The sequence below is a fragment of the Candidatus Erwinia haradaeae genome (assembly GCF_900699015.1).
Classification (GTDB): domain Bacteria; phylum Pseudomonadota; class Gammaproteobacteria; order Enterobacterales; family Enterobacteriaceae; genus Erwinia_E; species Erwinia_E haradaeae_E.
This window is the reverse complement of record NZ_LR217737.1, coordinates 972,779-998,837: the sequence shown is the minus strand read 5'-3', so window position 1 is coordinate 998,837 and position 26,059 is coordinate 972,779. Positions and strand designations below refer to the sequence as shown.

Here is a 26,059-nt window from a genome sequence, read left to right as displayed (position 1 = left end):
ATGGCTTTTTATATTTTTAATTTCTATAAATCAATAATTGAGCTAACAGTGAATAACATTTCTACTTCTACGAAGTTCTTTACTTTTGAATTTGAATCAATTGTTAAGTATGGTTGAATTAAGTAATTTAATTTAGTTCATAAGTTTTCTTTACATTTGAAGATTATTAATATTTTAGTGTTTTTTGAATGACTATTATTATAGATAGATAGAACATTTCTGATATTTGTAGATTATAGTTTGGAATGGTTATACAATAATATATGTAATGTTTGTGAATGGATTTTATGTTTTATATCAGCTTCTTTTTATTGACCATTATAGATATTTTTATTCACTTCGGTGGTTTATTTGTTAAGATATAATGTAGCACTGTGATCAAATGAATAGAGTATTTTCTCTTTAAATTAATAATAGTAACAATCTAATAATTAACATATGTTAGTTATTTATAGCTATATATTTAATATGTATGAAGACTATCTTGGTTTTCTGATTAGAATTATTAGAAGAATATTTTTAATTGCATTTAAAACAAAGAGTAAATTTTGAATGGAAATGTTAGTAATAGTTCTTATGGTGCATACAATTAATTGACTTTAAGTTTTTTGCATTAATTCCTATACAGTGGTTTATGTTTACTTCTTTTCTAAAATGTTAATTATTTTGTGAGCTATTTTCTTTTTAGTTCTAATTGTCAACATAGATATTAGTCTTTATCTATTTATTATAGTATGTTTTATAATGATAAATTATTTATTTGTAGATGATTTGACCTTATTGTGTGTGAAACACGGTTTTTATTGTTAACGATAAAATTATATTTCTTCTTTTAGGTTCATTTTCAGATAGGCAGTAATATAGTGGGGTATAGGTTCTTCTGTATTGTCGGAGTTTTAACAGGATCACCTCTTCTAGTGAAAATTATATTTTTTGTTATAATCTGATTGATATTTTTATTTTGTCATCCTAATTCTTCTTCTTTGAAGATCAAAAGATTTCGCTTGTATTTACAATAATATCGTTCTTAATTTTTTAATTTAAATCAAAACTCTTCTTTATTATAAGATTTTGTTAATCAATAATTCATAGCGCTTTATAGGACAAATAGAATTTGATGGAAAGAGATTACGTTTTTATTATTCTAGCATTATCTAAAATATAGAATAAATAGTTCTTATTATTTTAGATAAGATGCATATTGATAGAGTGTAAGGGATATTGTCTTTAAATTAGATTAATATCTTATCTATACTAATAATTGTTTATATTAACTTTTATTATTGCTTGAAGGTTTAGCGGTTTATGATTAATCATTATCTATTGTGTTTTAAAAATTTTTAATTGATTTTTTAATGTATGAGTTTTTAGTATGTTGAGAATTTCTATTTTAGAAAGAGATTATTTATAGAAGTTGAGAGGATGAGACGGTATTTGGAGGAATCTTAAGTAAAAGATGATATGATAAAATCACTTTAATATATGATTATTAAATCATAACTTCTTTATATCATATAAATAGATTTTAAAATCTAAAAGGTTATTTCTATAGAAGATACAACTCATCTAATATATTGCTTAATTTTTTGTATTTAATAGATATCTTGCTTAATATGGATAATTGTTAGATATCTAGATATGAAACTATCTATGCTATTATTCTTCAGTACAATATCTATATTTTTCTTAATTTATTTGTTAGTGTTTATATTTTATATTTAACAATCTTAAAGATTTTTTTGTGGAAAAGATTAGCATTCGCCCATTAGATAATACCGTTAGTGCGTAGTATTTTTATTTTAGTAGTATCATATCATAATTTAAAGGTGATGATCATTTTTTTTAATTACACATCATTAATAAAAGTAGAATCTATATGTAATATTCTATATTATTAATATTTATAAAAATTGATTTAAGATCGATTGATTGTTATTACATATTTTTTACTTATTACATTCAGATGAATTGTTATGAAAAAAACTAAGATTGTTTGCACTATTGGACCTGCAACTGAATCTCAGGAGATGCTCGCCAAACTTCTAGATGCAGGCATGAATGTTATGCGTCTAAACTTTTCTCATGGAAGTTATCAGGAGCATGCACAACGTATTACTAATTTACGTAATGTCATTAGAGACACTAATTATCGGGCAGCTATTCTTCTTGATACTAAAGGACCTGAGATTCGTACTATGAAATTAGAAAACCATCAGGGTGTTTTTCTAAAATCAGGTCAGATCTTTACTTTTACTACTAATCAGAGGATTAGTGGTAATAATGAGGTTGTTGCGGTTACTTATTCAGGTTTTACCACGGATTTACATATTGGGAATACTGTTTTAGTCGATGATGGATTGATTGGTATGAAAGTTATAGAAATAACGAGTGAGGCTGTCGTTTGTAGGGTATTGAATAGCGGTATTTTAGGTGAGAATAAAGGTATTAATTTACCTGGTATTTCAGTAAAATTACCTGTTCTTGCAGAGAAAGATAAACATGATCTACTTTTTGGATGCGAGCAAGGTGTAGATTTTATTGCTGCTTCTTTTATTCGTAGATCTACGGATGTGATAGAAATTCGTGAATATCTTAAAGAAAATGGTGGTGAAAATATTCAGATTATTTCTAAAATTGAAAATCAGGAAGGTTTGTATAATTTTAACAAAATTCTTCATGAGTCAGATGGTATTATGGTTGCAAGAGGTGATTTAGGAGTTGAAATTCCAGTAGAAGAGGTGATATTTGCTCAGAAAATGATGATTAAAAAGTGCAATGAATCACAAAAAGTTATTATTACTGCAACTCAAATGTTGGATTCAATGACTAAAAATCCTCGTCCAACTCGTGCGGAAGCAGGTGATGTGGCTAACGCTATTTTGGATGGTACGGATGCAGTAATGTTGTCGGGTGAGAGTGCTAAAGGTCAATACCCATTAGAATCTGTTAAGATTATGTCGACAATTTGTGAGCGAACCGATCGTGTGATGCAGAGTCGTATTGATTCGAACAGTGATCAGAAAAAATTACGTATCACAGAAGCAGTGTGTCGTAGTGCTGTTGAAATGGCTGAGAAGCTTACATCTCCGTTAATTGTAGTGGCAACTAAAGGTGGTAAATCTGCTAAAGCTATACGCAAATATTTTCCCAGTGCCACGATATTAGCTTTAACAACTAACAAACAAACAGCAAGACAGCTTTTATTAAGTAAAGGGATTATTACGTTATTAGTGGAAGAAATTGCTTCCACAGATGATTTTTATCGTCTTGGTAAAGAAGCTGCAGCAGGAAGTGGATATGCTCATAAAGGAGACGCTTTAGTCATGGTATCTGGTGCACTAGTAGAAAGTGGAACCACCAATACTTCATCAGTTCATATTTTATCATAAGATTTTTATATATTATGAGTTATTGCATAAATTAAATATGATAGATATATTTTAGATATAACATATGACTTTATTCTATACTTTTCATATTATTTTATCAAAAATTTTAATAAAACTATATAAGATGATGTTAGTAATCATTAGTACAAAATTGATTATTTTCTACGTTTATGTAATAAAATTAAGAATAATTTTATATTATAAAAAGAAACTGAAGATCAGTGTTTAATTCAAAGTATCATCTTTTTATCTAGTTTTCATTCTATAATCACAGATTATTTAAAATATCTATAAGACAATTAAATGCTTGATAACTTTCACTAATAGGATTCATGATTGTGCGTAACACTGATTTGGAAAAGACTGTAAATCAATTATTACATAGTGCATCTTTTAGTGACTATACATTAAATGGCTTGCAGATTGAAGGTCGTAGTGATATTAAAAAAGTTGTTACTGGTGTTACGGCTTGTTATGCATTACTAACTGAAGCAGTGCGTTTAAAGGCAGATGCAGTTTTAGTCCATCATGGTTATTTTTGGAAAAATGACAGACCTGGGATTAATGGTATGCAACGAGATCGAATCAAAATAATTTTGGAAAATGATTTGAATCTTTTTGCATGGCATCTTCCTTTAGATGCTCACCCAAACTTAGGTAATAATGTACAGTTAGCAACCTCTCTAGGTATTAAAATTAAAGGTGAAATCAAATCATTATTACCTTGGGGTGAGCTTGATTCTCCTTTGAGCCCAGAACATCTAAAACGGCGTATTCATATTGCACTTGAGCGTGAACCATTACACTGTTTTAGTGATAATGCAGCTGATCTGATTCGGTCTATTGCTTTATGTAGTGGAGGTGGACAGGGTTTAATTGATGTAGCTGCTTCTTTCGGGGTTGATGCATTTATTACTGGTGAGGCATCTGAGAAGACTACACATAGCGCGAGAGAGCAGGGTTTACATTTTTTTGCTGCAGGGCATCACGCTACTGAGCGTGGGGGGGTGAAAGCATTAGGTCAATGGTTATCTAAAGAGCATTTTCTTGATGTTACTTTTATTGATATTAGCAATCCAGTTTGATATCTATTGATTTTAAAATGTTTAGCTCTAAGATGATTAGATCAGATCTATGAGCAGGTTATATTATATGCGTAGTCTTATGAGATTAGGTCGGACTCTATTTCATATAAGGTCAACAGACCAGCATCTCCTATTCATATAACATGTTAAACTCAGAGATGATTCCTCATGATCCTAAAGATCATATCTTATATTTATTGAGTTGGATGGTAGTTTCATCTAAGATCAAAAATAATTTTTTTATCTTTGACATATTATGTTAAATGCAGGATATAACATGTTCTGTGTAATTGATCAATATTGTATATAAATAAAAATTAGAATTGATTGTTCTACAATATCATTATGATTGTTGGGGTAACTAGTTTGGTGATGATAAATATCATAGTAGTGAGTTGATATGATATTAGTTATATAATCCTATTAATTGCTGATGATTATAACATATTGATGAGTACACTTGTGATTCAGTATCTGTTTTTTGACAGAAAATATTGTCTTTAGGTATTCTACTTGTTATCGATATCATCGTGTATGATATAAGTTCTAATATTAGAAGAATTATGACTAATAATTAGTAGAGATTTTGAGGATAAAAGTTAGTAATTTATTTTTGATAAAAAATGCTATTTTTGGTATAGATCTATGTAGAGAATTAGTATAGATTGATAGGTAAATTGATTGATATAGATTAAGAGAAATGATAATTAGAAGAGTATTTCTTAGTATCTAATGATTATATTAACAATTATATTTGATTTTCTATTACAAAAAGATCTTATAGATTAAGAGTATTAGTTTAAAAAAATATAATAGTTATATTTATTTATAATAGATTCACAAAGGTGAACTTCTATGTGAAATTTATATATTGTCTATATTGAAGCATTTAATCTTTGAAAATATTCATAGTACTTTTAGTAGATTTTATTATCATAGATTAATTGTATGCATCTGTCCAAACAATATAACAAATATCTGAATTTTGTAATATAATTTTAATTTTTTAAAACAAATATCTTATGCTGATTGATATCGTTTTAGCTAAATTAGCTATTATATAATATGAAAAACTATTTGAGGTAACAGGTCCAATATCAGTTTCTCTCTAAAATTTAGATGAATTTAAGAGTGGTATTCAAAATTTTAATTTAAGATTTTGATGAATCAAATTATAGATTTAATATGTAATAACTAGTGCAATTAATCAATTATTGATTTAGTTCAAGTAAATAAGATAATTTATCTTTATAATGATAAATATGACTTCAGTATCTATGGATACTAGCTTATCCATTATTTTACAGTAGATAGATAACGCTGTACATCGTCTATACTATAATTCTTCAGTTTTATGGCATTAAATTTTAATAGAGCTTTGAAGTAGAATTGGTAGCTACTTAAAACCTTTTTCTCGTTTGATAAGATCATATGCTTCTTGAATAGCTTGTGTTTTTTGTTTTGCCATTTCCATCATTTCTGGAGGCAGACCTTTTGCTACTAACTTGTCTGGATGGTGTTCGCTCATTCTTTTACGATATGCTCGTTTTATTATAGTAAAATCATCATTAATTGATACGCCGAGCATAGTACAGGCATCTTTAAGAGTTGGTGATTTTTTATCTGGATGACACTTCTCTTCATAATGTGAATTATTGTCATTGTAATATGTGTGACTAAACTGCTTCCCACTTTCCATCATTTGTATGAATTGTTCAAATTGTGTATAGGATATACCCAGTTCTTCAGCAATCACATATAATATTTCACGTTCATTTGGATGAAGTAATCCATCGGCAAATGCTGCTTGAATCTGGATTTCAAGAAACATTCTAAGTAAATCAAAACGACCAGAGGAGGACATACGTAGCTCACGTAATTTATCGCGAATAGGGTAATCTATTTTTTTTCCTTCGCGGAAAGCTCGTTGTGCTTCTTGTCGGCTATCTCCATGTAACTTCATTCGATCCATAAGATTGGAGGCAATTTCAATATCTTTGTCTGTGACTCGTCCTTTAGATTTTGTGAGGTGCCCCAAAACTTGAAAGGTTGTTTGAAAGAACAACGATTGCCGTTTTTGTTGGTCAAAAGTGGTATATTGATTATCAGGACAGCGAGTTTTATCAAATATATGTCCTATTAGTATACCAATTAGTATACTCCAGAGGCTTGATCCAGATAGCAATCCCCAAAATAATCCTAATATTTTACCCCAGTAGAACATAGACTCCTCATTAGGTCATCGACTTTTTAAGTCTGATAGAAAGATGCATACGTGTTCTCCTAAAGGGTAAGTGATTATGCAAGATATTCATCTAGCGTTATATTTGTATAGCATAAACTATTTTAATATTTTTATTATGACTATATCTAATGATAAAATATTTTAAAAGATGTTATGTAATAGTACGTAAAATTTAAATATATTTATTTATTGATTTACCTATTTATTGATTGAATTAATTTTCTATTTATTTCATTTTTGAACAAGGATATCTTTGATATATAACTAACTAATTTTATATCAAATACTTGATGGTATGTAGAACAAGTTTTTACCTTATATGTTTTTTATTCTTCAGTGTAGACAGCAAGTGATATCTAGTTTTCTAATAAATTAAAGATTGTATTTTCGACATTTGTTTAGCTTAACATTTATCATATGGTCATGGTAGGGTGTCTTAAAGTACATTTAATTATATTTTATTGCTTAATTAAATTAATCCGCTCACTTAAAAAGTTTGATTTTTATATTATAACAACAGTGTGATATGTCATGTTATTTTAATCAATATTTTTATAGGACGTAAATTAAGTATGTATTGCTAGGTAGTACATTTTTTATTAGATCAGTTGATAGAAAAATAGAATAAAGGTATTGTTTTTCATCTTTTTTAGTTAATGTATTTATATAATTATAAAATTTAGTTTTTAATAAAATAAATATATTTTTAGTACACCAAAAAATGAAATTTAGTTTTTTGATCATTAAACTTATGTGATAAAGTTAGATTATCTAATCATTTAAATACAGATAGACATAGTATCTGGATACTAAAATTAGTATGTAGATACTATTTATACATGTTAATAAAGCTCAGCTTATCATAGTACAGTCTAATATTAGATTTTTGGGTATAGGATTCAATCATCTTGATAAAAGGTCTGTTAAATTAAATATTTTTATTATGGTTCACTACAATAAATATAACATTTTGAGATTCTAAGACAGAATAATCTATGTGTATAGAGGTTTAAGTCGATTTAAATAAACTATTGAGTTTGTACTTATGGTTGTAGGCATGTATCAAGAAAAAAGATATTTTTAATATTTAATGAAGAATCATATCCAATTGAGTATAAGACTAATATAGTTATTCTGATAATAGATTTTAGGTAGCTAAATAGATCAGATGAGAAGATTGTATTAATTATTTTTGTGGTAGATTTTAATGAATATTATTAGTAGTGTTCAGTTTTAATTATCTTCTTATATTCTCAAAAGATTTCGTTTTAATTAGCAGGATAGCATTCTATTTAGATTAATAGAATCATTAATATTTACTTTTAATTGGATTATTTATCAGGGATACTCACATTATACTCGAGTCTTAAATGATAAGAATATAATCAGAATAATAGGAATGTTATTATTTTATGAATTTTATAAAAGAGTATGAGAGAAATAGATTTTATTGTATTTAAAGAAAGAGTCACTTCTTATTCGTATACATAATTGATTATCATGAATTTTACCAATGGTTTTTTATATAACAACCATTATAAGGATACTGTTTGATATTTTATATGATAAAAATCAGATTATCTATCTTGGTGGTTTTTCTTATTAATTTCATTCTATTTCATTCTATAGTTTTAGCTGGTGATTCTACATTACAATGTAAGGATGCTTCACCTATTCAAGAAAATCATCTTATAGACGATGAATATTTGAATCAGTTATCAGTAATTATTACATCAGATATGGCTACTGTTAGTTATGAAAAAAACGCTATTTTTAATGGTCATGTGGATATTCATCAGGGACATAGACATCTAAAATCTGATTATGTTCAGTTTAATCGAAGTATGTTAGGACCGACTACAACTCTTATTGATACTATTGATTTATTAGGTCATGTTCAGTATGAGGATGAACAAGTAGTTTTGTCAGGTCCTAGGGCTTGGATAAATTTAAATACTAAAGATGTTAATATGTGGAATAGTTCTTATAAAATTCTTGGACGACAAGAAAGAGGTTTTGCTCGTCAAATACAATTAAGACGAAATAACCAGTATACTATTCTAAAACACGGTATGTTTAGTTCCTGTCCTATTGGAAACCATGGTTGGACTATAGAAGGTTCTAAGATCATTCAGGATCGTGATATGCAAGTATATAAGATTTGGAATGCTCGATTTAAATTAGGACTGATTCCGATTTTGTATAGTCCTTATTTACAGATCCCAATAGGTGATAAGCATCGATCGGGTTTTTTGGTTCCAAAGGGATCTTATAATAAGATTAGTGGTTTTCAGTTTTTATTTCCATATTACTGGAATATAGCTCCCCAAGCAGATGCTACGTTCATGATGCGTTATATCAGTCATCGCGGAATACAATGGCAGAATGAATTTCGATATTTGATTCTAGGATCTGGTCTACTAGAATTCGATTACTTAAAACATGATGACATATATAAATATGGATATGATAAGAACGGTTTTTTTTCTCCTCGATGGTTATTCCATTGGCATCATGCTAATTTTAATACTAATTATTGGAATTTTAAGGCTGAATATACCAAGGTCAGTGATACTGATTACTTTAGAGATTTAGACTCTAAATATGGATCTACGACTAACGGATATCTTACTCAAAGATTTGATTGGAGTTATACAGGAAAAAATTGGAATACAACGTTATCTAGAAAATATTTTCAGATTTTATCCACTAAAAATTATCATGATTTTTATTCCGCTGAGCCGCAGTTAGATTTTCATTATTATTTAGGCAATCCTGGGTTATTTCAGAGTCATTTATATTCCCAGGTTGTCAGATTTACTAATCGCAACCCACAGATGCCAGATGCCATACGTATACATATTGAACCGATGATCAACTGGCCGTACGTAACTGAATGGAATAAACTAAATACTACAGTTAAAATTTTATCTACGTATTATCTACAAAAAAACATACAGTATTATAATTTACAGAGCAAACATATTCATATTTTGAAAAATTCTATTAATCGTATTATACCGCAATTCAGTATTGATGAACAGATTTGTTTTGACCATGACATGGTATTGTTACCAGGTTATACTCAAAGTATTGAGACAAGGATTCAATATCTTTATATTCCGTATCATGATCAAAGATCAATACAAGTTTATGATTCTACACTATTAATTCGGAATTATTATAGCTTATTTCAGGAACGTAAATATAGTGGTCTTGATCGAATTGATGCTGCTAACCAGATAACAACTGGTTTAACTATGCGGATTTTTGATCCTAATTCATATGAACGTTTTAATATTTCTGTAGGGCAAATTTATTCGCTTATTCCAGAATTTCATAGGTTACATAGAGAGAGTGATGACTATCTAGGTACTATAGCGTTAGTAGCAGCTAGTAAAGCTCGGGTGAAAGATCATTTAGTTATATATGGTGGATTATATTATGATACTTATTTAGATAGTGTTTCTCAGGGAGATTTTATATTGGAATGGCGTTCTGATGTTAATCACATGGTACAGATGAGTTATCGATATATTAGTGAAAATTATATAAGTCAAGTCTTACTTGAGAATGAGATAGATCAGTCTCAATATAAGCAGGATATATCTCAAATTGGTATCACTGCTAGTTGGTCGTTTATTAATCAGTGGTCTGTAGTAGGGTCGTGCTATTATAATACAAAGACTCGGTTAATAGTAGATCAGTTGGTCGGAGTAGAATATAGCTCTTGTTGCTATCTGGTGAGATTTGGATATGTACATAATATTAAAGGTTGGATGGAAGGTGCAGGTAAATATGATAATAAAATTATTTTCAATATTGAGCTCCGTGGTCTAAGGCCTAACGATTATCGATTAGATAGCACTCAGATGTTGCGTCAAGGAATTTTACCTTATCAAAGTATTATTTAATATTCTGGTATATTAAATATTAACAATCCGGTAGTTTGAAAATAACAAGTGGAAGGCATATGACTTATTGGAAAGTATTAATTTTTGGTGCAGGTCTTATATCTAGTACTGTATTCTCATCACCTCAGGTGGTAGATCAAATTGTTGCCGTCGTTAATAATAGCGTGGTCTTAAAGAGTGATGTAGATAGCATGATCCAATTTTTTAATAATGAAGCAATTAAGACTGGTAAAAAGCTACCTGAGAACAACGTTCTTTATCATCATGTGTTAGAACAACTAATTATAAACAATATTTTGTTGCAAAAAGCAAAACAACTTGGTTTTCATATTAATGATTCGAAGATAGATGATACTATTTATAAAATAGCGAAGCAACAAAAAATGAATGTTAGTCAATTTATTAGATCGTTATCTGATTCAGGAATTAATTATAATGCTTATTATGAGAGAATTCGAAACAATTTAATGGTATTGGATTTACGGGCCAATGAAGTTAGACGTCGTTTTTCTATTTTACCACAGGAAATTAATTCACTTGCAAGTTATCTAGAGTTACAAAATAATTCTAAGGCTGTATTTAAACTAAGTCATATTTTATTTCCTTTATCAGAACATTTAACACAGAAAGAAGCACTAAGTCGAGAAAGTATAGTTTCTCAGTTAGTTAAGCGGTTAAAAAATGGTTCTCATTTAGATCAATTAATCACAGCTTATTCTTCTGATATGCTGAGTCTTACAGAAGAGGATATGGGATGGAGAACAATAAAAGAACTACCCTCATTATTTTCTACATTTCTAATAAAAGCACACAAAGGTGATGTTATTGGTCCTATTAAATCTGGAATCGGTTGGCATGTTTTGAAAGTTAACGATATACATGGAAATCAGCAAAGAATTTTATCTAAGGAGGTGTATATTAGAGATATTTTTATCAAGTCATCACCAATACTATCTGATGCACAGATTCGAGCTAAATTACTTAAAATTTCTTCTGTAATTAATAATAGTAAGATGTTTCGCCAAGTTACACAAGGTATATCACAAGATTTTCCATCAGAATATAATAGTAGGGATTTAGGTTGGCGCCCAATAGAAGAGTTTGAAGATGTTTTTCAAAATATGTTCGCAGGATTAAAAAATAGTCAGGTTAGTAAACCCATACATTCTGATTCTGGATGGCATATTATACAACTACTAGATAGTCGAGTAGTGGATAGAACTGATATGGCACAAAAAGAACAGGCTTATCAACTATTGCTGGCACGTAAATTACCTATAGCTACATTATCTTGGATGGAAGATGAGCGCGACTCTGCTTATGTTAAGATACATGATCAGAATAATTAGACAGAAGTCATATTTATAGAATAACTACAATGTACTATCATATATAGAAAATATAATGGTGACTTTTGTTTTATCATGTTTCTAGAATATTTTTCTTATTGTAATCGTAAAAAGACAGATAGGTATTTTTTAAAAATGACATATGAGATAATAGATGTTGGATTACAATCTTAAATCAAAGAGTTTTTTTGCATATCATCTATATTAGTTCGTTATGCACTCATTTAGGTTTAATCTATCTCATATTATTGTATTTTGAGTTTTTATTATTAGTTGGCAAATTAATAATGTTAAAAATGCTTTATAATATATCTAAAGATATGAGATAGATCACTAGGTATTTCAATAAAATGGTCATTACTATTTTTAGTGGGCTAATGGAATAGAGGTATGACTTCTACAATAAATATTTTTTCAAAAAAGGAGAGAACTGATTCATATCAATTTTTTAACATAGAAGGTCAATATTATTAAGCTAATTTATTAATTCTAATTAATCTTGAATGTAATATTTTAGTGGTGATAGAATTGATTTCTAGATTGAAATTATATTTATTATATTGAAATTAATGTTATCTTTTCTATAAAAATCAATATCCAATTATATCTTTTAAATATTAATAAATATATGACCAGGATTTTTGACTAGAAAAGTTTTAGTTATTATTGATATAATAATTTTATTAAAAAGAGCAGGACTAATAATATCTTATAAACTAAGTGAATATTTTCAACTAAAAATAAAAGAAATTATTTTTAGTTGACGATTAATACGGGTGGTTAGTCGTATAGATTATGATGTATATATGTATAAAAGTTTAATATGGAAAAAGCAGTGACACTGCTTGACAAGCAATACCTTCACGTCGACCAATACATCCTAGTTTTTCAGAGGTTGTTGCTTTTATATTAATTCTATTTATATTAATAGATAAATCTTCTGAAATATTCATCCGCATGTTTTGAACATATGGCGTCATTATTGGTTCTTGAGCTATTATAGTTATATCAACGTTTCCTACATGATAGGATTTTTGTATAATTTTCTGCATGGTTTCGCGAAGAAGAAATCGACTGCTTATGCCTCGATAAGCATCATCAGTATCTGAAAAGAAATGTCCAATGTCTCCTAATGCTACTGCACCAAGCAGTGAGTCAATGAGAGAATGAAGTAATACGTCTCCGTCGGAGTGAGCGAGCAAACCTTTTTGATATGGAATATGAACGCCACCAATAATCAATGGACTAACACCTCCAAAACCATGTATATCAAAACCGTGACCAATTCTCATTTTATATTCCTAATTTTTTATATCTCTCTGTGATGTAGAGTTCAGCTAGAGCCAGATCTTCTGGTTCTGTTATTTTAAGGTTATCTCGGCGTCCATGAAGAATTTCTGGGTAAAATCCACAGAACTCTAATGCTGTTGCTTCATCGTTTATATTTTTTTTTTCATTTATAACTCGATTCAGGCAAGTTTGTAAAAGTTTTAATGGAAATAGTTGAGGTGTAAAAGCTTGCCATAAGTTGTTTCGTGAGACAGTATGAGAAATATAATTAGCACCGAGGATGGAATATTTTATAGTATCATTTACTGGTGCTGCTAGAATGCCTCCGACCTGACTGTAGGAGGTTAAAGCAAGTAGGCGACATAAGTCTTCAGGATAAAGGCATGGTCGGGCAGCATCATGAATTAATACCCATGGAGTAGAAGGGGCTATCTTTAGAGCTGCTATAACGGAATCAGTACGACTGATACCGCCATAAACTGTAGTAATACGTAAATCTCTAGCTATTGATAAAGAATTAAAGTAAGTATCTTCTGGATGAATGGCCACAATGATCTGTTGAATGTTCGGGTTATTTAGTAACACAATCAAGCTGTGCTCTAGAATTGTTTTTCCGCAGATACGAAGGTATTGCTTCGGGCATACTGATTGCATACGGCGTCCCGTACCTGCTGCAGCAACTATAGCAATGGTTTTAGAGTAAGAGATTAGATGATTCATGAGATACATTTTTACTTGATAATATAATCATTGTAAAGCATTCATATTAATGACACGACATGCTATGATTTTAAGAATATCTAATTAATTTTTGTTACATTGATTGTTCTGTTTATGACAAGAGTGCTCTACCGTGTTACTAACAAGTATTTATTTTATTTTTTAGATACTTGATCTACATTATTATTTTGTTTTTCCATGAGTTGTAGATGATAATGTAAATTCTGAACTTTATAACGTAATTGATCATTTCGTGCTTTGAGTTTGGAGTTGAAAGCTTTCTGTGATTCTAGGTCTGCATTAATTTGTATTAATGCATATATTCCATTCTTTCCAAACCATAGTGAATATTGTAGTTCACTGAGAAGGATTAATAAAATTATAGTAAGTTTGGTCATGTATTTTGTTTGGATCAAATGTTAATCTATTTTATTTTTGTCGGTGTGTGGATTTTTGGCATAATGAGGCTGGAAATATTCCATATATGTTGTATATAGAATTGCATTTATACATTTGATACTAATTTTTAATTAGATAGTATGAGCTTCCAACTTTCTATACATATGGAAGCTCATATTAATTTAAGTCCGAATAATATTACGTATCTTTAATAAATTTAATACTTCATTAGTTAAAAATTTTATTTTTTTTTCACCATCGAGACGTATATCTGGTTTTAATGGTATCTGATACTCAGATTCTATTCCTGTAAAGTTACTTAGAGTTCCAGAGCGCGCTTTCTTATATAAGCCCTTTGGATCTCGTTGTTCGCAAATAGATAGAGGTGTATCTAGAAATATTTCAATAAAACGATCTGGACCAATTAGATCACGTACCATCTCTCTCTCCTTAGTGTAAGGAGAGATAAGTGCAGTAAGTACTATAAGTCCAGCATCAAGCATGAGTTTTGCTACTTCCCCTATTCGACGTATGTTTTCTTTACGGTCATTTATACTAAAACTCAGATCACGACATAATCCATGTCTTAGGTTATCTCCATCAAGTAAATAAGTATGAATGCCTATTTGGTACAATTCTTTTTCTAGAGAACCAGAAACAGTCGATTTACCTGATCCAGATAATCCAGTAAACCACAATACTGCGCTTCGATGATTATGAAGCTGCTCGCGTTCTTTTTGAGTAATGGGATAAGAATGCCACATTAAGTTTTGATTATTCTGTATCATGTTATTCACTTATCATATAGGTCAGAGGCACCCCAATGCGGAAAGTGACGGCGTACTAAAGCATTGAATTCCAACTCAAAATTACTGAATTTCTCTTTATGAGCAGAGATAGCATCTTTCAGAGTATGTCTGATCATACCGGCTCCAACAGTCCCGTTACTTAATCGGTCGATAAATATCATTGCGCCAGTGACTCGATTGTGTTCATAAATATCGATAGGTATCAGTTCATCGAAGATGATATCAATAAGACCAATGGCGTTGAGTGGTAATTCTTTAGAAGTATAGTATGTTAGGTTATTAATATCAATTTGATGATGAATCTTATCAACATATGCTCGTGTTTTTTTACCTGCAATCTTTATATTAAAGATTTGACCTGGTGTTAGTGGTTTTTCTGCCATCCATACGACATCCACAGTTGCACCTCGTGCGGCTATTAATTGTTCATTTTCATCTATTAATAGATCACCACGGCTAATATCAAGTTCATCTTTGAGGACCAAAGTAATAGCTTGATTTTCATTGGCATATTGTAAATCACCATCAAATGTCACGATACGTATGATTTCTGATTTCTTTCCACTAGGCAGTACTTTTATCCGCTGACCTATCTGTATGTTTCCAGAAGCCACTGTTCCAGCGTAACCACGAAAATCAAGATTCGGACGATTTACGTATTGTATCGGAAATCGTATTGGTTTTTCTTCTTTGTTTCTCTTAACATCAATAGTTTCTAAGAGATTAAGTAATGTTGGCCCTTCATACCATGACATTTTTTTATTACTGTAGACTACATTTTCACCTGTAAGAGCAGATAATGGTATAAAGTAAAGATTAATATTATTAGGTAGCTGTTTGGAAAAATTAAGATAGGATTCTTTAATTGTTAAAAATTTATCTTGACTGTAATGCACAAGATCCATTTTATTAATTGTTACAATTAAGTATTTTATACCTAATAGTGTAGTAATCAAGCTATGACGACGAGTTTGATTCAATATGCCTTTACGTGAATCAATAAGAAGGATAGCAAGATCACACGTTGATGCCCCTGTAGCCATGTTTCGTGTGTATTGCTCGTGACCTGGTGTGTCAGCGATAATAAATTTACGCCGATAAGTAGAAAAATATCGATAGGCAACATCAATGGTAATACCTTGTTCGCGTTCAGTTTGTAAACCATCTACTAGTAATGCCAGGTCTAGTTGATCTCCCTGAGTTCCATGGCGTTTGCTGTCACTAGATAATGTAGATAACTGATCTTCATAAATCTGTCTTGTATCATGTAATAATCTACCAATTAGAGTGCTTTTACCATCATCAACGCTACCACAGGTAAGAAATCGGAGCAGGCTTGTGTTTTTCTGTTGTTGTAGCCAGTCTTCTATAATAGAGGATTGGAGATGGTCATGAGGAATAATACTATGCATTATCGCTCCTTAGAAGTAACCTTGTCGTTTTTTATTTTCCATAGAACTTGTTTGATCTTGGTCTATTAATCGTTCTTTGCGTTCACTAGTATTAGAAATTAGCATTTCGGCGATAATTTCAGGAATTGTTTGCGCATTAGATTCTATTGCTCCTGTTAATGGCCAACATCCAAGACTACGAAAACGAATCATTCGTTGTTCAACTTTTTCACCGTCCTGTAAGTCAATGCGATCGTCATCAATCATAATTAGCATGCCATTTCGATTAAGTACTGGACGTATCGCGGATAAATATAGAGGAACAATTTTAATATTTTCTAGAAAAATGTATTGCCAGATATCTAGTTCAGTCCAGTTAGAGAGAGGAAATACTCGAATACTTTCACCTTTATGAATCTGACCATTATAATTATGCCAAAGCTCAGGACGTTGATTTTTTGGATCCCATTGATGTAAGTGATCTCGGAAAGAGTAGATTCGTTCCTTTGCTCGAGATTTTTCTTCATCACGTCTAGCCCCTCCAAAAGCTGCATCAAATCCATATTTATTTAAAGCTTGCTTTAACCCTTCAGTCTTCATGATTTCTGTATGTCGTGTTTTATTGTCTAAAAAGGGGTTGGTACCTACAGCTTCATCTGTTGAATTACGGTGTATTAAGAGTTCTGTATTGACTTCTTTTGCAGTTTGATCACGAAATTGATACATCTCACGGAATTTCCATCCGGTATCTATATGTAGTAATGGAAATGGTATACTACCTGGGTAGAAAGCTTTACATGATAAATAGAGCATAACCGAAGAATCTTTTCCAATAGAATACATCATAACAGGATTAGTAAATTCTGCTGCTACTTCACGGATAATATAAATACTTTCTGCTTCTAGTTGTTGTAAGTGGGTAAGATAACTGGAGTGCATTATTTTTCCTTAATATAACTTAAAATTGGGGTGTTTAATTTATTCGTTTTTATTGTGTTTATACCATGATAATTGGTGGTGTAGTTTGACTACATTTCCAATGATTAGTAATATAGGAGTAGGTATGTGTTGTATCAGTGTTTCAAGTTCTTTCAGTATTCCGATTAGTACTTTTTGATCTTGGCAGGTACCGCGACTAATGACAGCAATAGGTGTTTTTGGGTCTAGACCATTCATGATTAATTGTGAAGAAATCCTCGCTGCTTGAATAGAACCCATATAAATAACTAGTGTTTTATCTGATTGTGTTAGATTTGACCAATCGGTTATAGAATTATCAGAACGCAAGTGTCCAGTAATAAAAAGTACACTGTTGGCATAGTCTCGATGAGTTAACGGAATACCGGTATAGGCAGCAGCTCCTAATGCTGTAGTAACACCAGGCACAACCTGAAAGGGGATACCAGCTTGTGCTGCTGCTTGTAGTTCTTCTCCGCCTCTTCCGAAAATAAAGGGGTCTCCACCTTTTAGCCGTACAACGCGCTTACCTTGTTTTGCTAGTTGCACTAGCAAGGAATTAATTTCTTCCTGGGTTGTGCTATGATTATTTGCGCGTTTACCAACACAAATACGATCTGCATCGCGTCGACTTAAATCTAGAATTTCTTTACTAACTAGATAATCATATAGCAATACATCAGCTGTTTGCATTACCTGTAATGCACGTAAAGTTAACAAACCACTATTACCTGGTCCTGCTCCTACTAGTATAATTTCACCTGATGATATGTTAGCATTATTGAGCTGTTGATCTAGCGTTAATTTTGCTTCATTGAATTGACCCTTTGTGACTTGACTAGCAAATAAACCATTAAAAGCCTTATTCCAGAAATTGCGTCGTTCAGATAATCTGCAGAATCGTGTTTTTACTTTATTACGCCAGTCTCCAGCTATCTTTGCTATTTGTCCTAAATTGGCTGGTAGTACTGCTTCTATTTTTTCACGTATTAATTGTGAAAGAACAGGGGCTGTTCCGCTAGATGAAATAGCTATAATTACTGGGGATCGGTCAATGATAGCAGGGAAAATAAATGAACAGTTTTCTGGTTCATCTACTACATTTACGATGAGATGACGAGAGGTAGCATCTTGATAAATAGAATGATTCAGTTCAGAACTATTAGTGGCAACAATGACTAGAAATACTTTTTCTAGTTGTTGAGATTGGTAAGTTGTAGCAATCCATTCTAATTGATTCTTTTTATGCATAGCGCTGAGCTCTATACATAACTGGTTTGCTACGATTTTTATATAGGCACCAGCTTCATTAAGTAATTTAATTTTTCGTTTTGCTACATTTCCACCACCTACTACTAGTACTGGTTTATTTTTAATATTTAGAAAAATAGGCAGATAATCCACATGTACCTTCATAATTAAATAAAAGAGCAATAAACTATACATGTCAATATAAAGTCTAATTAAATTACTAATTAGAATCAATAGTTACTAAACAGTATAACTTGCGATGAGAGTTTAGAATAAGAAATCTTTAGTATAGGATACTATAAGTATGTATGTATTCAATGTTCTATTATTTTTGATTTTATTTCATATGTGAGATTATGCAATATGTAACATTATTGTGTATATTATAAAAATAATGAGTAGCTCTACTAATACAAGAAGCAACTGAATTAAAGTATAAACTTTTTGTGATAGATTCTGTGCATTAAATTTATTAGGACGTTATCTATCTCTGATAGAGCATCTTTGTAATTGCGTGGAGTGAGCATGCTAATTTTTTTAAGAATAGAAATAATATTATTTATTTTGTCTCTAATCGCAAGAATTGAATTATCTGGATATTTATAGATCGGATCTTATATCGATATATAAGATTAGTAAATCCTTATTTTTTAATGAGGATAAAAAAAAATTTAATTTTGTTGATTGACAAAAAGGTTGACATAATCTTAAGTGTCATTGGATCAAGTGATCAGATTTTATAAACTAAATAGGATATACGCAGTGTCTTCAATAGGATTGTGTTATTAATTAGATTAACACTAATCTTTTCTGGTGCCATGCTATAGATATTTATATATATTGACATATTATCGCAGATAATACTAAGATTAATTCAGAGTGATGAATTAATCTAAATTAATAATCTGTTGTAATGTTTTGGAATGGATTATATAAAAGCATGGGATTGTTCAGGTGATATCAATTAGATCTTTCAATAGACCCATTATAGATTAATTTAATAGAGATATTGTGGATATAATCGAGTTTATCTAATTAGATGTGAACTAGATAAGGTTGATCTATTCGTGTAGACCGCATTCTCGTTTTAAACCAAAGAAACGAGTTTCTTCTTCTTTCATCCCTGGTTCTAACTTTTTCGTACTGTGTACGTCTCCAATTGAGACATAACCCTGTTCCTGCAGGGGGTGGATAGGTAAATGATGTTTTTTGATATATTGGTAAATCATCTGATTAGTCCAGTCTATAATTGGAAGGAATTTATAGATATCTTTTTGAATATCCAGAACAGGAAGTTGTGAGCGATTAACAGATTGATCACGTCGTAGACCGGCAAACCATGTTTTCACTTTTAATTTTTTTAGAGCTTTATTCATTGGTTCTACTTTATTGAGGTTGTTATATCTATTGAGACCATCTAGACCTTTTTCCCATAATTTACCATAGCGTGCTTCTTGCCATGCAGAGCTTTGAGAGCAACGAAATACTTTAAGATTCAGATTCATCTTTGTTGTTAAGTGATCAATAAATCGATAAGTTTCTGGAAATAAATACCCAGTATCTGTAATTACTACTGGAATATCAGGTTGCCTTGTTGTGATTAGATGTAGACTTACGGCGGATTGGATTCCAAAACTTGAGCTTACAATCGCTTGACCAGGTAGATTGGCTAATGCCCATGTTACTCGCTCTTCAGCGGATAACTGTTCTAAATTAGCATTGATATTTGCCAGATCGATTATTTGTTTTCCTTTAGGAAAAGAATTTAATTCAACAAGATTAAGAGTTGTCATTGCTAGTTTCTTTATGTCCAGAAGTCATAGGATGGGTTAATTACTGGTTTGATTATACCAGCTCGGATCGTAAAATCACCAAAACTTTCATCTTGATATCGTTCTGCTGCCCATTGGCAAATAAGTTGATCAAGATTTTTTAGTATTTGATCTACATTAATGTTTTCCAGATATTTTCGTGGAATACGTGTTCCAATACGATTGCCACCAAGGTATAGATTATACCGTCCTGGTGCTTTTCCAATCAAACCAATCTCAGCTAATAACGCTCGACTACACCCGTTAGGGCATCCAGTGACGCGCAAGACAATATACTCATGCCCTACGCTATGAGCACTCATAATCTTTTCTAGAGAAGTTACAAATTCTGGAAGGAATCGTTCTGCTTCCGCCATAGCTAGAGGGCATGTTGGAAATGATACGCATGCCATTGAGTTTATACGTTGGAGGCTAATGTTATCTATGAGATTGTATGATACAGCTAATTTTTGAATGTTTTCTTTTTCTGATTCTGGCACTCCAGCAATAATTAAATTTTGATTTGAAGTTAACCTAAAATCTCCATAATGCATTTTAGCAATTTCTGCTATTCCGCTTTTTATCGGTCGATTAGTATAGTCCAGTATTCGACCATTTTCAATAAATAGTGTTAAATTCCATGTGTTATTAATACCTTTTGTCCAGCCAATAAGGTCACCACGGGTAGTAAATTCATATGGCTGTATGGATTGAAATTGAATATTAGCACGACGCTCAACTTCAGCTTTAAAAACATCAGGACCAACACGATCTATTGTATATTTAGTTTTAGCATTTTTACGATTAGTACGGTTTCCCCAATCTCGTTGTGTTTTTACTATGGCTTCGGCTACATCAATGATTTTATGAAGTGGTATGTAACCAAATTCGCTCGCAGTACGTGCATAAGTTAATTTATTGCCATGTTCGATAGACAGCCCTCCACCAACAAGTACGTTAAAACCGATTAATCTTTTATTTTCAGCAATAGCAACAAAACTCATATCATTTGCATGTAAATCAACGTCATTATTTGGTGGAATGACAATAGCAGTTTTAAATTTACGTGGTAAATAGGTAGATCCGAGAATAGGTTCTGAATCAATAGTAGTGACTTTTTGTTGATCAAGCCAAATTTCTGCATAAGCACGGGTTTGTGGGAGAAGGTGTTCAGATATCTTTTTTGCCCATTGATACGCATCTTGATGTATTATTGATTCAATTGGATTTGAGCTACATAGCACATTGCGGTTCACATCATTTGCAGTAGCCAAGGAATCTAAACCAATATCATGGAGAATCTGATGTACTGATTTTATATGATTTTTTAGAATACCGTGAAATTGAAATGTTTGCCGATTAGTTAAACGGATACTGCCATATAGAGTTTTATCTTTAGCAAAATCGTCGATTGCTAGCCATTGTTTAGGTGTGATTATACCGCCAGGTAAGCGGCAGCGTAACATCATCGCATGTCGAGCATCTAACTTCTGTTCTGTGCGTTCGGCACGGATATCTCGGTCATCTTGTTGATACATCCCATGAAATCGAATGAGGGAAAAGTTATCACCATTAAAACCACCTGTTAAATTATCAGATAGATCTTCAGCAATACTTCCTCGTAAGTAGTTACTTTCTTTTTTAACGCGTTCAGCGTCATCTAATTGGCCATTAATCTTAAGTGGACCCGGATGTTTTTTATTAATCATTAATAAACGTCTCTCTGATAACGGTGTTCGATGCGAAGATTATTTAAAAATTCATCTGCTGTTGTAAGATCCATTTTACCAAATTCTGTGATTACTTTTAATAAAACTTTTTCAACATCTTTAGCCATATGGCTAGCATTACCACAGACATATAGGTATGCGCCATCTTGAATCCAGCGCCATACTTCTTCACCTTTATCATAGATTTTATCTTGGACATAGATTTTCTTTTTTTGATCACGTGACCAAGCTAAGTCAATATGAGTTAAAATACCATTTTTAACATATCTCTGCCATTCAATTTGATATAGAAAATCTTCAGTAAAATGTGGATTACCAAAAAATAGCCAATTCTTTCCAGAGGCTTTTTCGCTATTACGTTTTTGCATAAAAGCCCGAAATGGTGCGATGCCGGTTCCAGGTCCAATCATGATTATTGGTTTATTCGGGTCTACTGGTAATCGAAAATTATTATTTTGTTCAACAAAAATACGTATTTCATCATTTTCATGGAGGCGATCTGCAAGATAGCTAGAGGCACCGCCGGATCGAGCTCGTCCATCTATATTAAATCGTACGACACTCACTGTAATATGCACTTCTTTTTCATTTTCTTCTTGTGCAGAAGAAATTGAGTATAATCGTGGAGAGATTGGACGAAGTATGTTGATCAGTTTTTGAGAATTGAGTTTAACTGGAGTCACTCGAATCATTTCAATGATAGGTGTATTTTTTGCATATTGTTGTAATTTTTCTTGAGTATCCAGTTTAGTCATTAAATGATTATTCTGTGCAAGTTCAGCATATTTTTTAATAATTTGAGTAGTATTGATTGTTAATTCATAGTGTTTTTTTAGTGCTTCTTGGATAGAAATGAGATTGTCATTTACGATTACTTTATCATCGATAGAAAGGCATGTTAGATCCATTAGTTCTTGTACTAATTCTGGGTCATTTTCAAACCACACTCCTAATGAATCGCCTGGTTGATAGCGTAGATTTGATTCTCCTAAGTCCAGCTCAATATGGCGTACATCTTGATTGGAGTTTCTACCAGTGATTTTTTGATTGACTAATAGATGAGCTCTTAATGGTGTATCTTTAGTATATAGGGTGTTATTTATCGAATTGATATTTTTGATATTAGTGTTAGTAACCTGAGAAGTATTACTCGTAATATGTTCTTGTAGTATCTTAACTAATTGAGTACGCCAGGAGCACGCTTGATCACTAAATTCTACATCAGCATCTACTCTATTCAGTAGACGGGTAGCACCCAGTTCCTCTAATCTTCTATCAAAATCCTTACCAGCTTGATTAAATAATTCATAAGAGGTGTCACCTAACCCAAATACGGCAAATGAACAAGTATTCATATTAGGAGCTTTGTTTGACATTAGGAATTTATATAATGCTACTGCTTCTTCCGGAGGTTCACCATTTCCTTGGGTAGATGTGATCAGTACTAATATTTGTTCTTGATTAATTTTTTTAAATTGATAGTCACTAGTATTGATTAGATGAGATTGGAATTTTTCGAGATCTAGTGTTTCATAAAGTTGTTCAGATAAGCGACGGGCATTTCCAGTCTGAGATGCAGATAGGATCGTAATAGTTGGGATGTGTGTTTCTTTTTTTATTGGATATAGTTTGGTTTCTTCTGTTTGATGAATGATGCCCCAGAGATAACCGGCAATCCAGGTTAGATGAGGGAGAGAGCAATCATCTATGATTGAATTTAAGAGATCCAGTTTCTCCGGATTGAGTGGTAACATATTCTTCGCAGGTGCTTGAGTAGTCATGTCATCAAAATTCCAGATTTAAGAGATTTATAGAGAAAAGTAAGATTAAGATCGATCACTTTTAAATAAGACTTTTTTAGTTTATTAAAGTAAATAAAATGTTTAATTTATTTCTTTTTGATTAGATGGTTATCTTGTTGTCATCATTTTATTTTTATTAATAATTTGTATTATTGTAAACATTTATATCTTTGCTAAGTATTTTAGGATAGGACTAAAAATAGCGCTAGTATATATTAGCATGAATTTGAGTAGAATAAATATTTCTTTAATTATATGGGAATATCAATATATAAATTTTATATGTTTATATAAATGAACAATTCAATTCAGTCTTATGATTATTTGGTTTATTTTGTTTTTATAGTTCAAGTGTTATGGTTATTTATATCTACATCGAGGACAAGGGTTAATTTATTTAGTTTAGTATTAAAATACTATTATTTTCATCATATTATTAGCAATCAAGATTCGTTTGTTACAACCTAGATCAAGTAAATCTTTGGTTAGTCTCAATAGGCTAGATATTTATAAATGACTTAATGATTTTTTTTAATTAGCATAGTATTAATGGTAAAATACATGAATAGCTGCTTCTGTTCACTAAAACAAGGGAGTAATAGAGCATATTATATGTATCATTTTTTGTGGTCTTTAGTTTTTTGTCAGATACATCTCTTTATGGAGACTGAAGTATATCTAATCTAGAAATTGTGTTATTATAAAAATATAAACGGGATATATTAAATAATATATTTCTATTCTTAATGGTTTTAGCAAGACTTGAAATTTTATCAGATTTGTATCAATTAATTAAAATTAATAATTTTGAATCAGTCTTTAATATCAATTTCTTTTATAACATGATTGTTTAGAAATTAATCTGTTTATCTGGATTTAAATAGGGAAATTTTAAGATATCTAATTAGAGTAATTAAGAGAATAATAACTCTTAGGTCTTTTCTCTAAATCCCATTCTTTAAGATAATTGTAGATATTGGTTACTAATAAGTAATTTTATTCAGTTAGATTTTTTAGTTTTTTATTGAAAAGGAGTTGTTGTAACTCTTACCATAGAACTTTGGAATCTATATTTTGAAAGGTCTAAATGGTCTTCTAGATCTGATTCATCTAGTATCTGCTAAGGATCAGTCACAGTATACAAATGTATATCTTTTGGAAGATATGCCAATAGGATTAATAATTTTATATTTTTATTAAATTACAATTACAGTGTGATTATGAATGTATTTAGATATGTTAGAAGATTAAATATTTGATTATAACTAGGTTTAATTATGCATAGTATATTTAAAGAGTTTCAGTTTGAAGCTGCACATTATTTACCATATGTTCCTGATGGACATAAATGTGGTCGCTTACATGGGCATTCTTTTATAGTTCGTTTAGAAGTGACTGGTGAACTAAATAGTGATACTGGCTGGGTTATGGATTTTTCTAAGATTGAAAGTCTATTTCAACCCATTTATGATCAGCTAAATCACTCTTGTCTCAATAATATTCCAGGTCTTTCTAATCCAACTAGCGAGTTATTAGTTAAATGGATTTGGACGAAAATAAAACTATCATTACCATTATTAAGTTCAGTTTCAGTGCGAGAGACATGTACTTCTGGATGTATTTATCGTGGTTGAGTTGTCTTAATTGTACTATCTAATATCTATATTGTTATATAATAGGAGTAACTGAACCAGATTTTGAATATATAGATTACTAAGGATCTAGATTATGCATTCTAGAATCAAGAGATAATAATAGAGCTTTATTATCTTTTTTTTAAGAAAATAATTGTAGTAATCTATTTGACTTTATAGTTATAAGACTAAAATTTTTGATAACTTTCATTAATACAATTTATAGACCTAGAGATCTTTTATATAAGATCTCTAGGTCTCAGAGAGGAAAGGCTGCTGACTA

The 26,059-nt window shown here is 30.8% G+C and carries 16 protein-coding genes; 5 read left to right on the top strand and 11 right to left on the bottom strand.

The genetic code is table 11. The annotated features are described in order from the left end of the window. The first annotated feature begins 1,973 nt into the window (after positions 1-1,973). Both pykF and ERCIPICE3303_RS02995 read left to right on the top strand, forming a co-directional pair. Complete coding sequence (gene pykF / locus ERCIPICE3303_RS03000) at positions 1,974-3,389, top strand: pyruvate kinase PykF (RefSeq protein ID WP_157991223.1); 1,416 nt, start codon at positions 1,974-1,976, stop codon at positions 3,387-3,389. Positions 3,390-3,727: 338 nt separating this feature from the next. Continuing rightward, the gene (locus ERCIPICE3303_RS02995) at positions 3,728-4,474 is read left to right on the top strand and encodes a Nif3-like dinuclear metal center hexameric protein (RefSeq protein ID WP_157991222.1); all 747 of its coding nucleotides are present in this window, start codon (positions 3,728-3,730) and stop codon (positions 4,472-4,474) included. 1,396 nt (positions 4,475-5,870) lie between these two features. Here ERCIPICE3303_RS02995 and djlA read toward each other — a convergent pair. Beyond that, on the bottom strand, positions 5,871-6,698 hold the full coding sequence (gene djlA, locus ERCIPICE3303_RS02990; protein WP_157991221.1) for a co-chaperone DjlA: 828 nt from the start codon (positions 6,696-6,698) through the stop codon (positions 5,871-5,873). A gap of 1,610 nt (positions 6,699-8,308) precedes the next feature. On the opposite strand from djlA, the gene lptD reads away from it, so the two are divergent. After that, positions 8,309-10,633 carry an LPS assembly protein LptD gene (gene lptD / locus ERCIPICE3303_RS02985; RefSeq protein ID WP_157991220.1) on the top strand — a complete coding sequence of 775 codons (2,325 nt, stop codon included), beginning with the start codon at positions 8,309-8,311 and terminating at the stop codon, positions 10,631-10,633. A gap of 59 nt (positions 10,634-10,692) precedes the next feature. After that, positions 10,693-11,982 (top strand): peptidylprolyl isomerase SurA, encoded by a 1,290-nt coding sequence (surA, locus tag ERCIPICE3303_RS02980; RefSeq protein WP_157991219.1) that lies wholly within the window; start codon positions 10,693-10,695, stop codon positions 11,980-11,982. A gap of 818 nt (positions 11,983-12,800) precedes the next feature. On the opposite strand, the gene ispF is transcribed toward surA, so the two are convergent. From ispF to cysJ, 10 genes are all read right to left on the bottom strand, one after another. Next, entirely contained in the window at positions 12,801-13,274 is a 474-nt protein-coding gene (gene ispF / locus ERCIPICE3303_RS02975; protein WP_157991218.1) for a 2-C-methyl-D-erythritol 2,4-cyclodiphosphate synthase, read from the bottom strand. 1 nt (position 13,275) lies between these two features. Then, entirely contained in the window at positions 13,276-13,992 is a 717-nt protein-coding gene (ispD, locus tag ERCIPICE3303_RS02970) for a 2-C-methyl-D-erythritol 4-phosphate cytidylyltransferase (RefSeq protein WP_157991217.1), read from the bottom strand. A gap of 155 nt (positions 13,993-14,147) precedes the next feature. After that, positions 14,148-14,390, bottom strand: a complete 243-nt coding sequence (locus ERCIPICE3303_RS02965; protein ID WP_157991216.1) for a septum formation initiator family protein — start codon at positions 14,388-14,390, stop codon at positions 14,148-14,150. Positions 14,391-14,573: 183 nt separating this feature from the next. Continuing rightward, positions 14,574-15,179 carry an adenylyl-sulfate kinase gene (gene cysC, locus ERCIPICE3303_RS02960; protein ID WP_157991215.1) on the bottom strand — a complete coding sequence of 202 codons (606 nt, stop codon included), beginning with the start codon at positions 15,177-15,179 and terminating at the stop codon, positions 14,574-14,576. A 5-nt stretch (positions 15,180-15,184) separates the two neighbouring features. Next, positions 15,185-16,612 (bottom strand): sulfate adenylyltransferase subunit CysN, encoded by a 1,428-nt coding sequence (cysN, locus tag ERCIPICE3303_RS02955; RefSeq protein ID WP_157991214.1) that lies wholly within the window; start codon positions 16,610-16,612, stop codon positions 15,185-15,187. A 9-nt stretch (positions 16,613-16,621) separates the two neighbouring features. Then, positions 16,622-17,530 carry a sulfate adenylyltransferase subunit CysD gene (gene cysD, locus ERCIPICE3303_RS02950; RefSeq protein WP_157991213.1) on the bottom strand — a complete coding sequence of 303 codons (909 nt, stop codon included), beginning with the start codon at positions 17,528-17,530 and terminating at the stop codon, positions 16,622-16,624. A 39-nt stretch (positions 17,531-17,569) separates the two neighbouring features. Beyond that, positions 17,570-18,952 carry a siroheme synthase CysG gene (gene cysG / locus ERCIPICE3303_RS02945; protein WP_157991212.1) on the bottom strand — a complete coding sequence of 461 codons (1,383 nt, stop codon included), beginning with the start codon at positions 18,950-18,952 and terminating at the stop codon, positions 17,570-17,572. A gap of 908 nt (positions 18,953-19,860) precedes the next feature. Then, on the bottom strand, positions 19,861-20,592 hold the full coding sequence (locus ERCIPICE3303_RS02940; RefSeq protein WP_157991211.1) for a phosphoadenylyl-sulfate reductase: 732 nt from the start codon (positions 20,590-20,592) through the stop codon (positions 19,861-19,863). A gap of 11 nt (positions 20,593-20,603) precedes the next feature. Further along, entirely contained in the window at positions 20,604-22,319 is a 1,716-nt protein-coding gene (gene cysI, locus ERCIPICE3303_RS02935; protein WP_157991210.1) for an assimilatory sulfite reductase (NADPH) hemoprotein subunit, read from the bottom strand. Further along, positions 22,319-24,121 (bottom strand): NADPH-dependent assimilatory sulfite reductase flavoprotein subunit, encoded by a 1,803-nt coding sequence (gene cysJ / locus ERCIPICE3303_RS02930; protein WP_157991209.1) that lies wholly within the window; start codon positions 24,119-24,121, stop codon positions 22,319-22,321. The genes cysI and cysJ overlap by 1 nt, the downstream gene beginning before the upstream one ends. A gap of 1,298 nt (positions 24,122-25,419) precedes the next feature. Here cysJ and queD point away from each other — a divergent pair. Beyond that, positions 25,420-25,776 (top strand): 6-carboxytetrahydropterin synthase QueD, encoded by a 357-nt coding sequence (gene queD / locus ERCIPICE3303_RS02925; RefSeq protein WP_416046614.1) that lies wholly within the window; start codon positions 25,420-25,422, stop codon positions 25,774-25,776. Positions 25,777-26,059: the final 283 nt, after the last annotated feature.

Bases quoted from the DNA above. Each gene is read 5' to 3' on its own strand.
- pykF (WP_157991223.1), top strand. From the start codon at position 1,974: ATGAAAAAAACTAAGATTGTTTGCACTATTGGACCTGCAACTGAATCT.
- djlA (WP_157991221.1), bottom strand. From the start codon at position 6,698: ATGTTCTACTGGGGTAAAATATTAGGATTATTTTGGGGATTGCTATCT.
- surA (WP_157991219.1), top strand. From the start codon at position 10,693: ATGACTTATTGGAAAGTATTAATTTTTGGTGCAGGTCTTATATCTAGT.
- ispF (WP_157991218.1), bottom strand. From the start codon at position 13,274: ATGAGAATTGGTCACGGTTTTGATATACATGGTTTTGGAGGTGTTAGT.
- ispD (WP_157991217.1), bottom strand. From the start codon at position 13,992: ATGAATCATCTAATCTCTTACTCTAAAACCATTGCTATAGTTGCTGCA.
- ERCIPICE3303_RS02965 (WP_157991216.1), bottom strand. From the start codon at position 14,390: ATGACCAAACTTACTATAATTTTATTAATCCTTCTCAGTGAACTACAA.
- cysC (WP_157991215.1), bottom strand. From the start codon at position 15,179: ATGATACAGAATAATCAAAACTTAATGTGGCATTCTTATCCCATTACT.
- cysN (WP_157991214.1), bottom strand. From the start codon at position 16,612: ATGCATAGTATTATTCCTCATGACCATCTCCAATCCTCTATTATAGAA.
- cysD (WP_157991213.1), bottom strand. From the start codon at position 17,530: ATGCACTCCAGTTATCTTACCCACTTACAACAACTAGAAGCAGAAAGT.
- ERCIPICE3303_RS02940 (WP_157991211.1), bottom strand. From the start codon at position 20,592: ATGACAACTCTTAATCTTGTTGAATTAAATTCTTTTCCTAAAGGAAAA.
- cysI (WP_157991210.1), bottom strand. From the start codon at position 22,319: ATGATTAATAAAAAACATCCGGGTCCACTTAAGATTAATGGCCAATTA.
- cysJ (WP_157991209.1), bottom strand. From the start codon at position 24,121: ATGACTACTCAAGCACCTGCGAAGAATATGTTACCACTCAATCCGGAG.
- queD (WP_416046614.1), top strand. From the start codon at position 25,420: ATGCATAGTATATTTAAAGAGTTTCAGTTTGAAGCTGCACATTATTTA.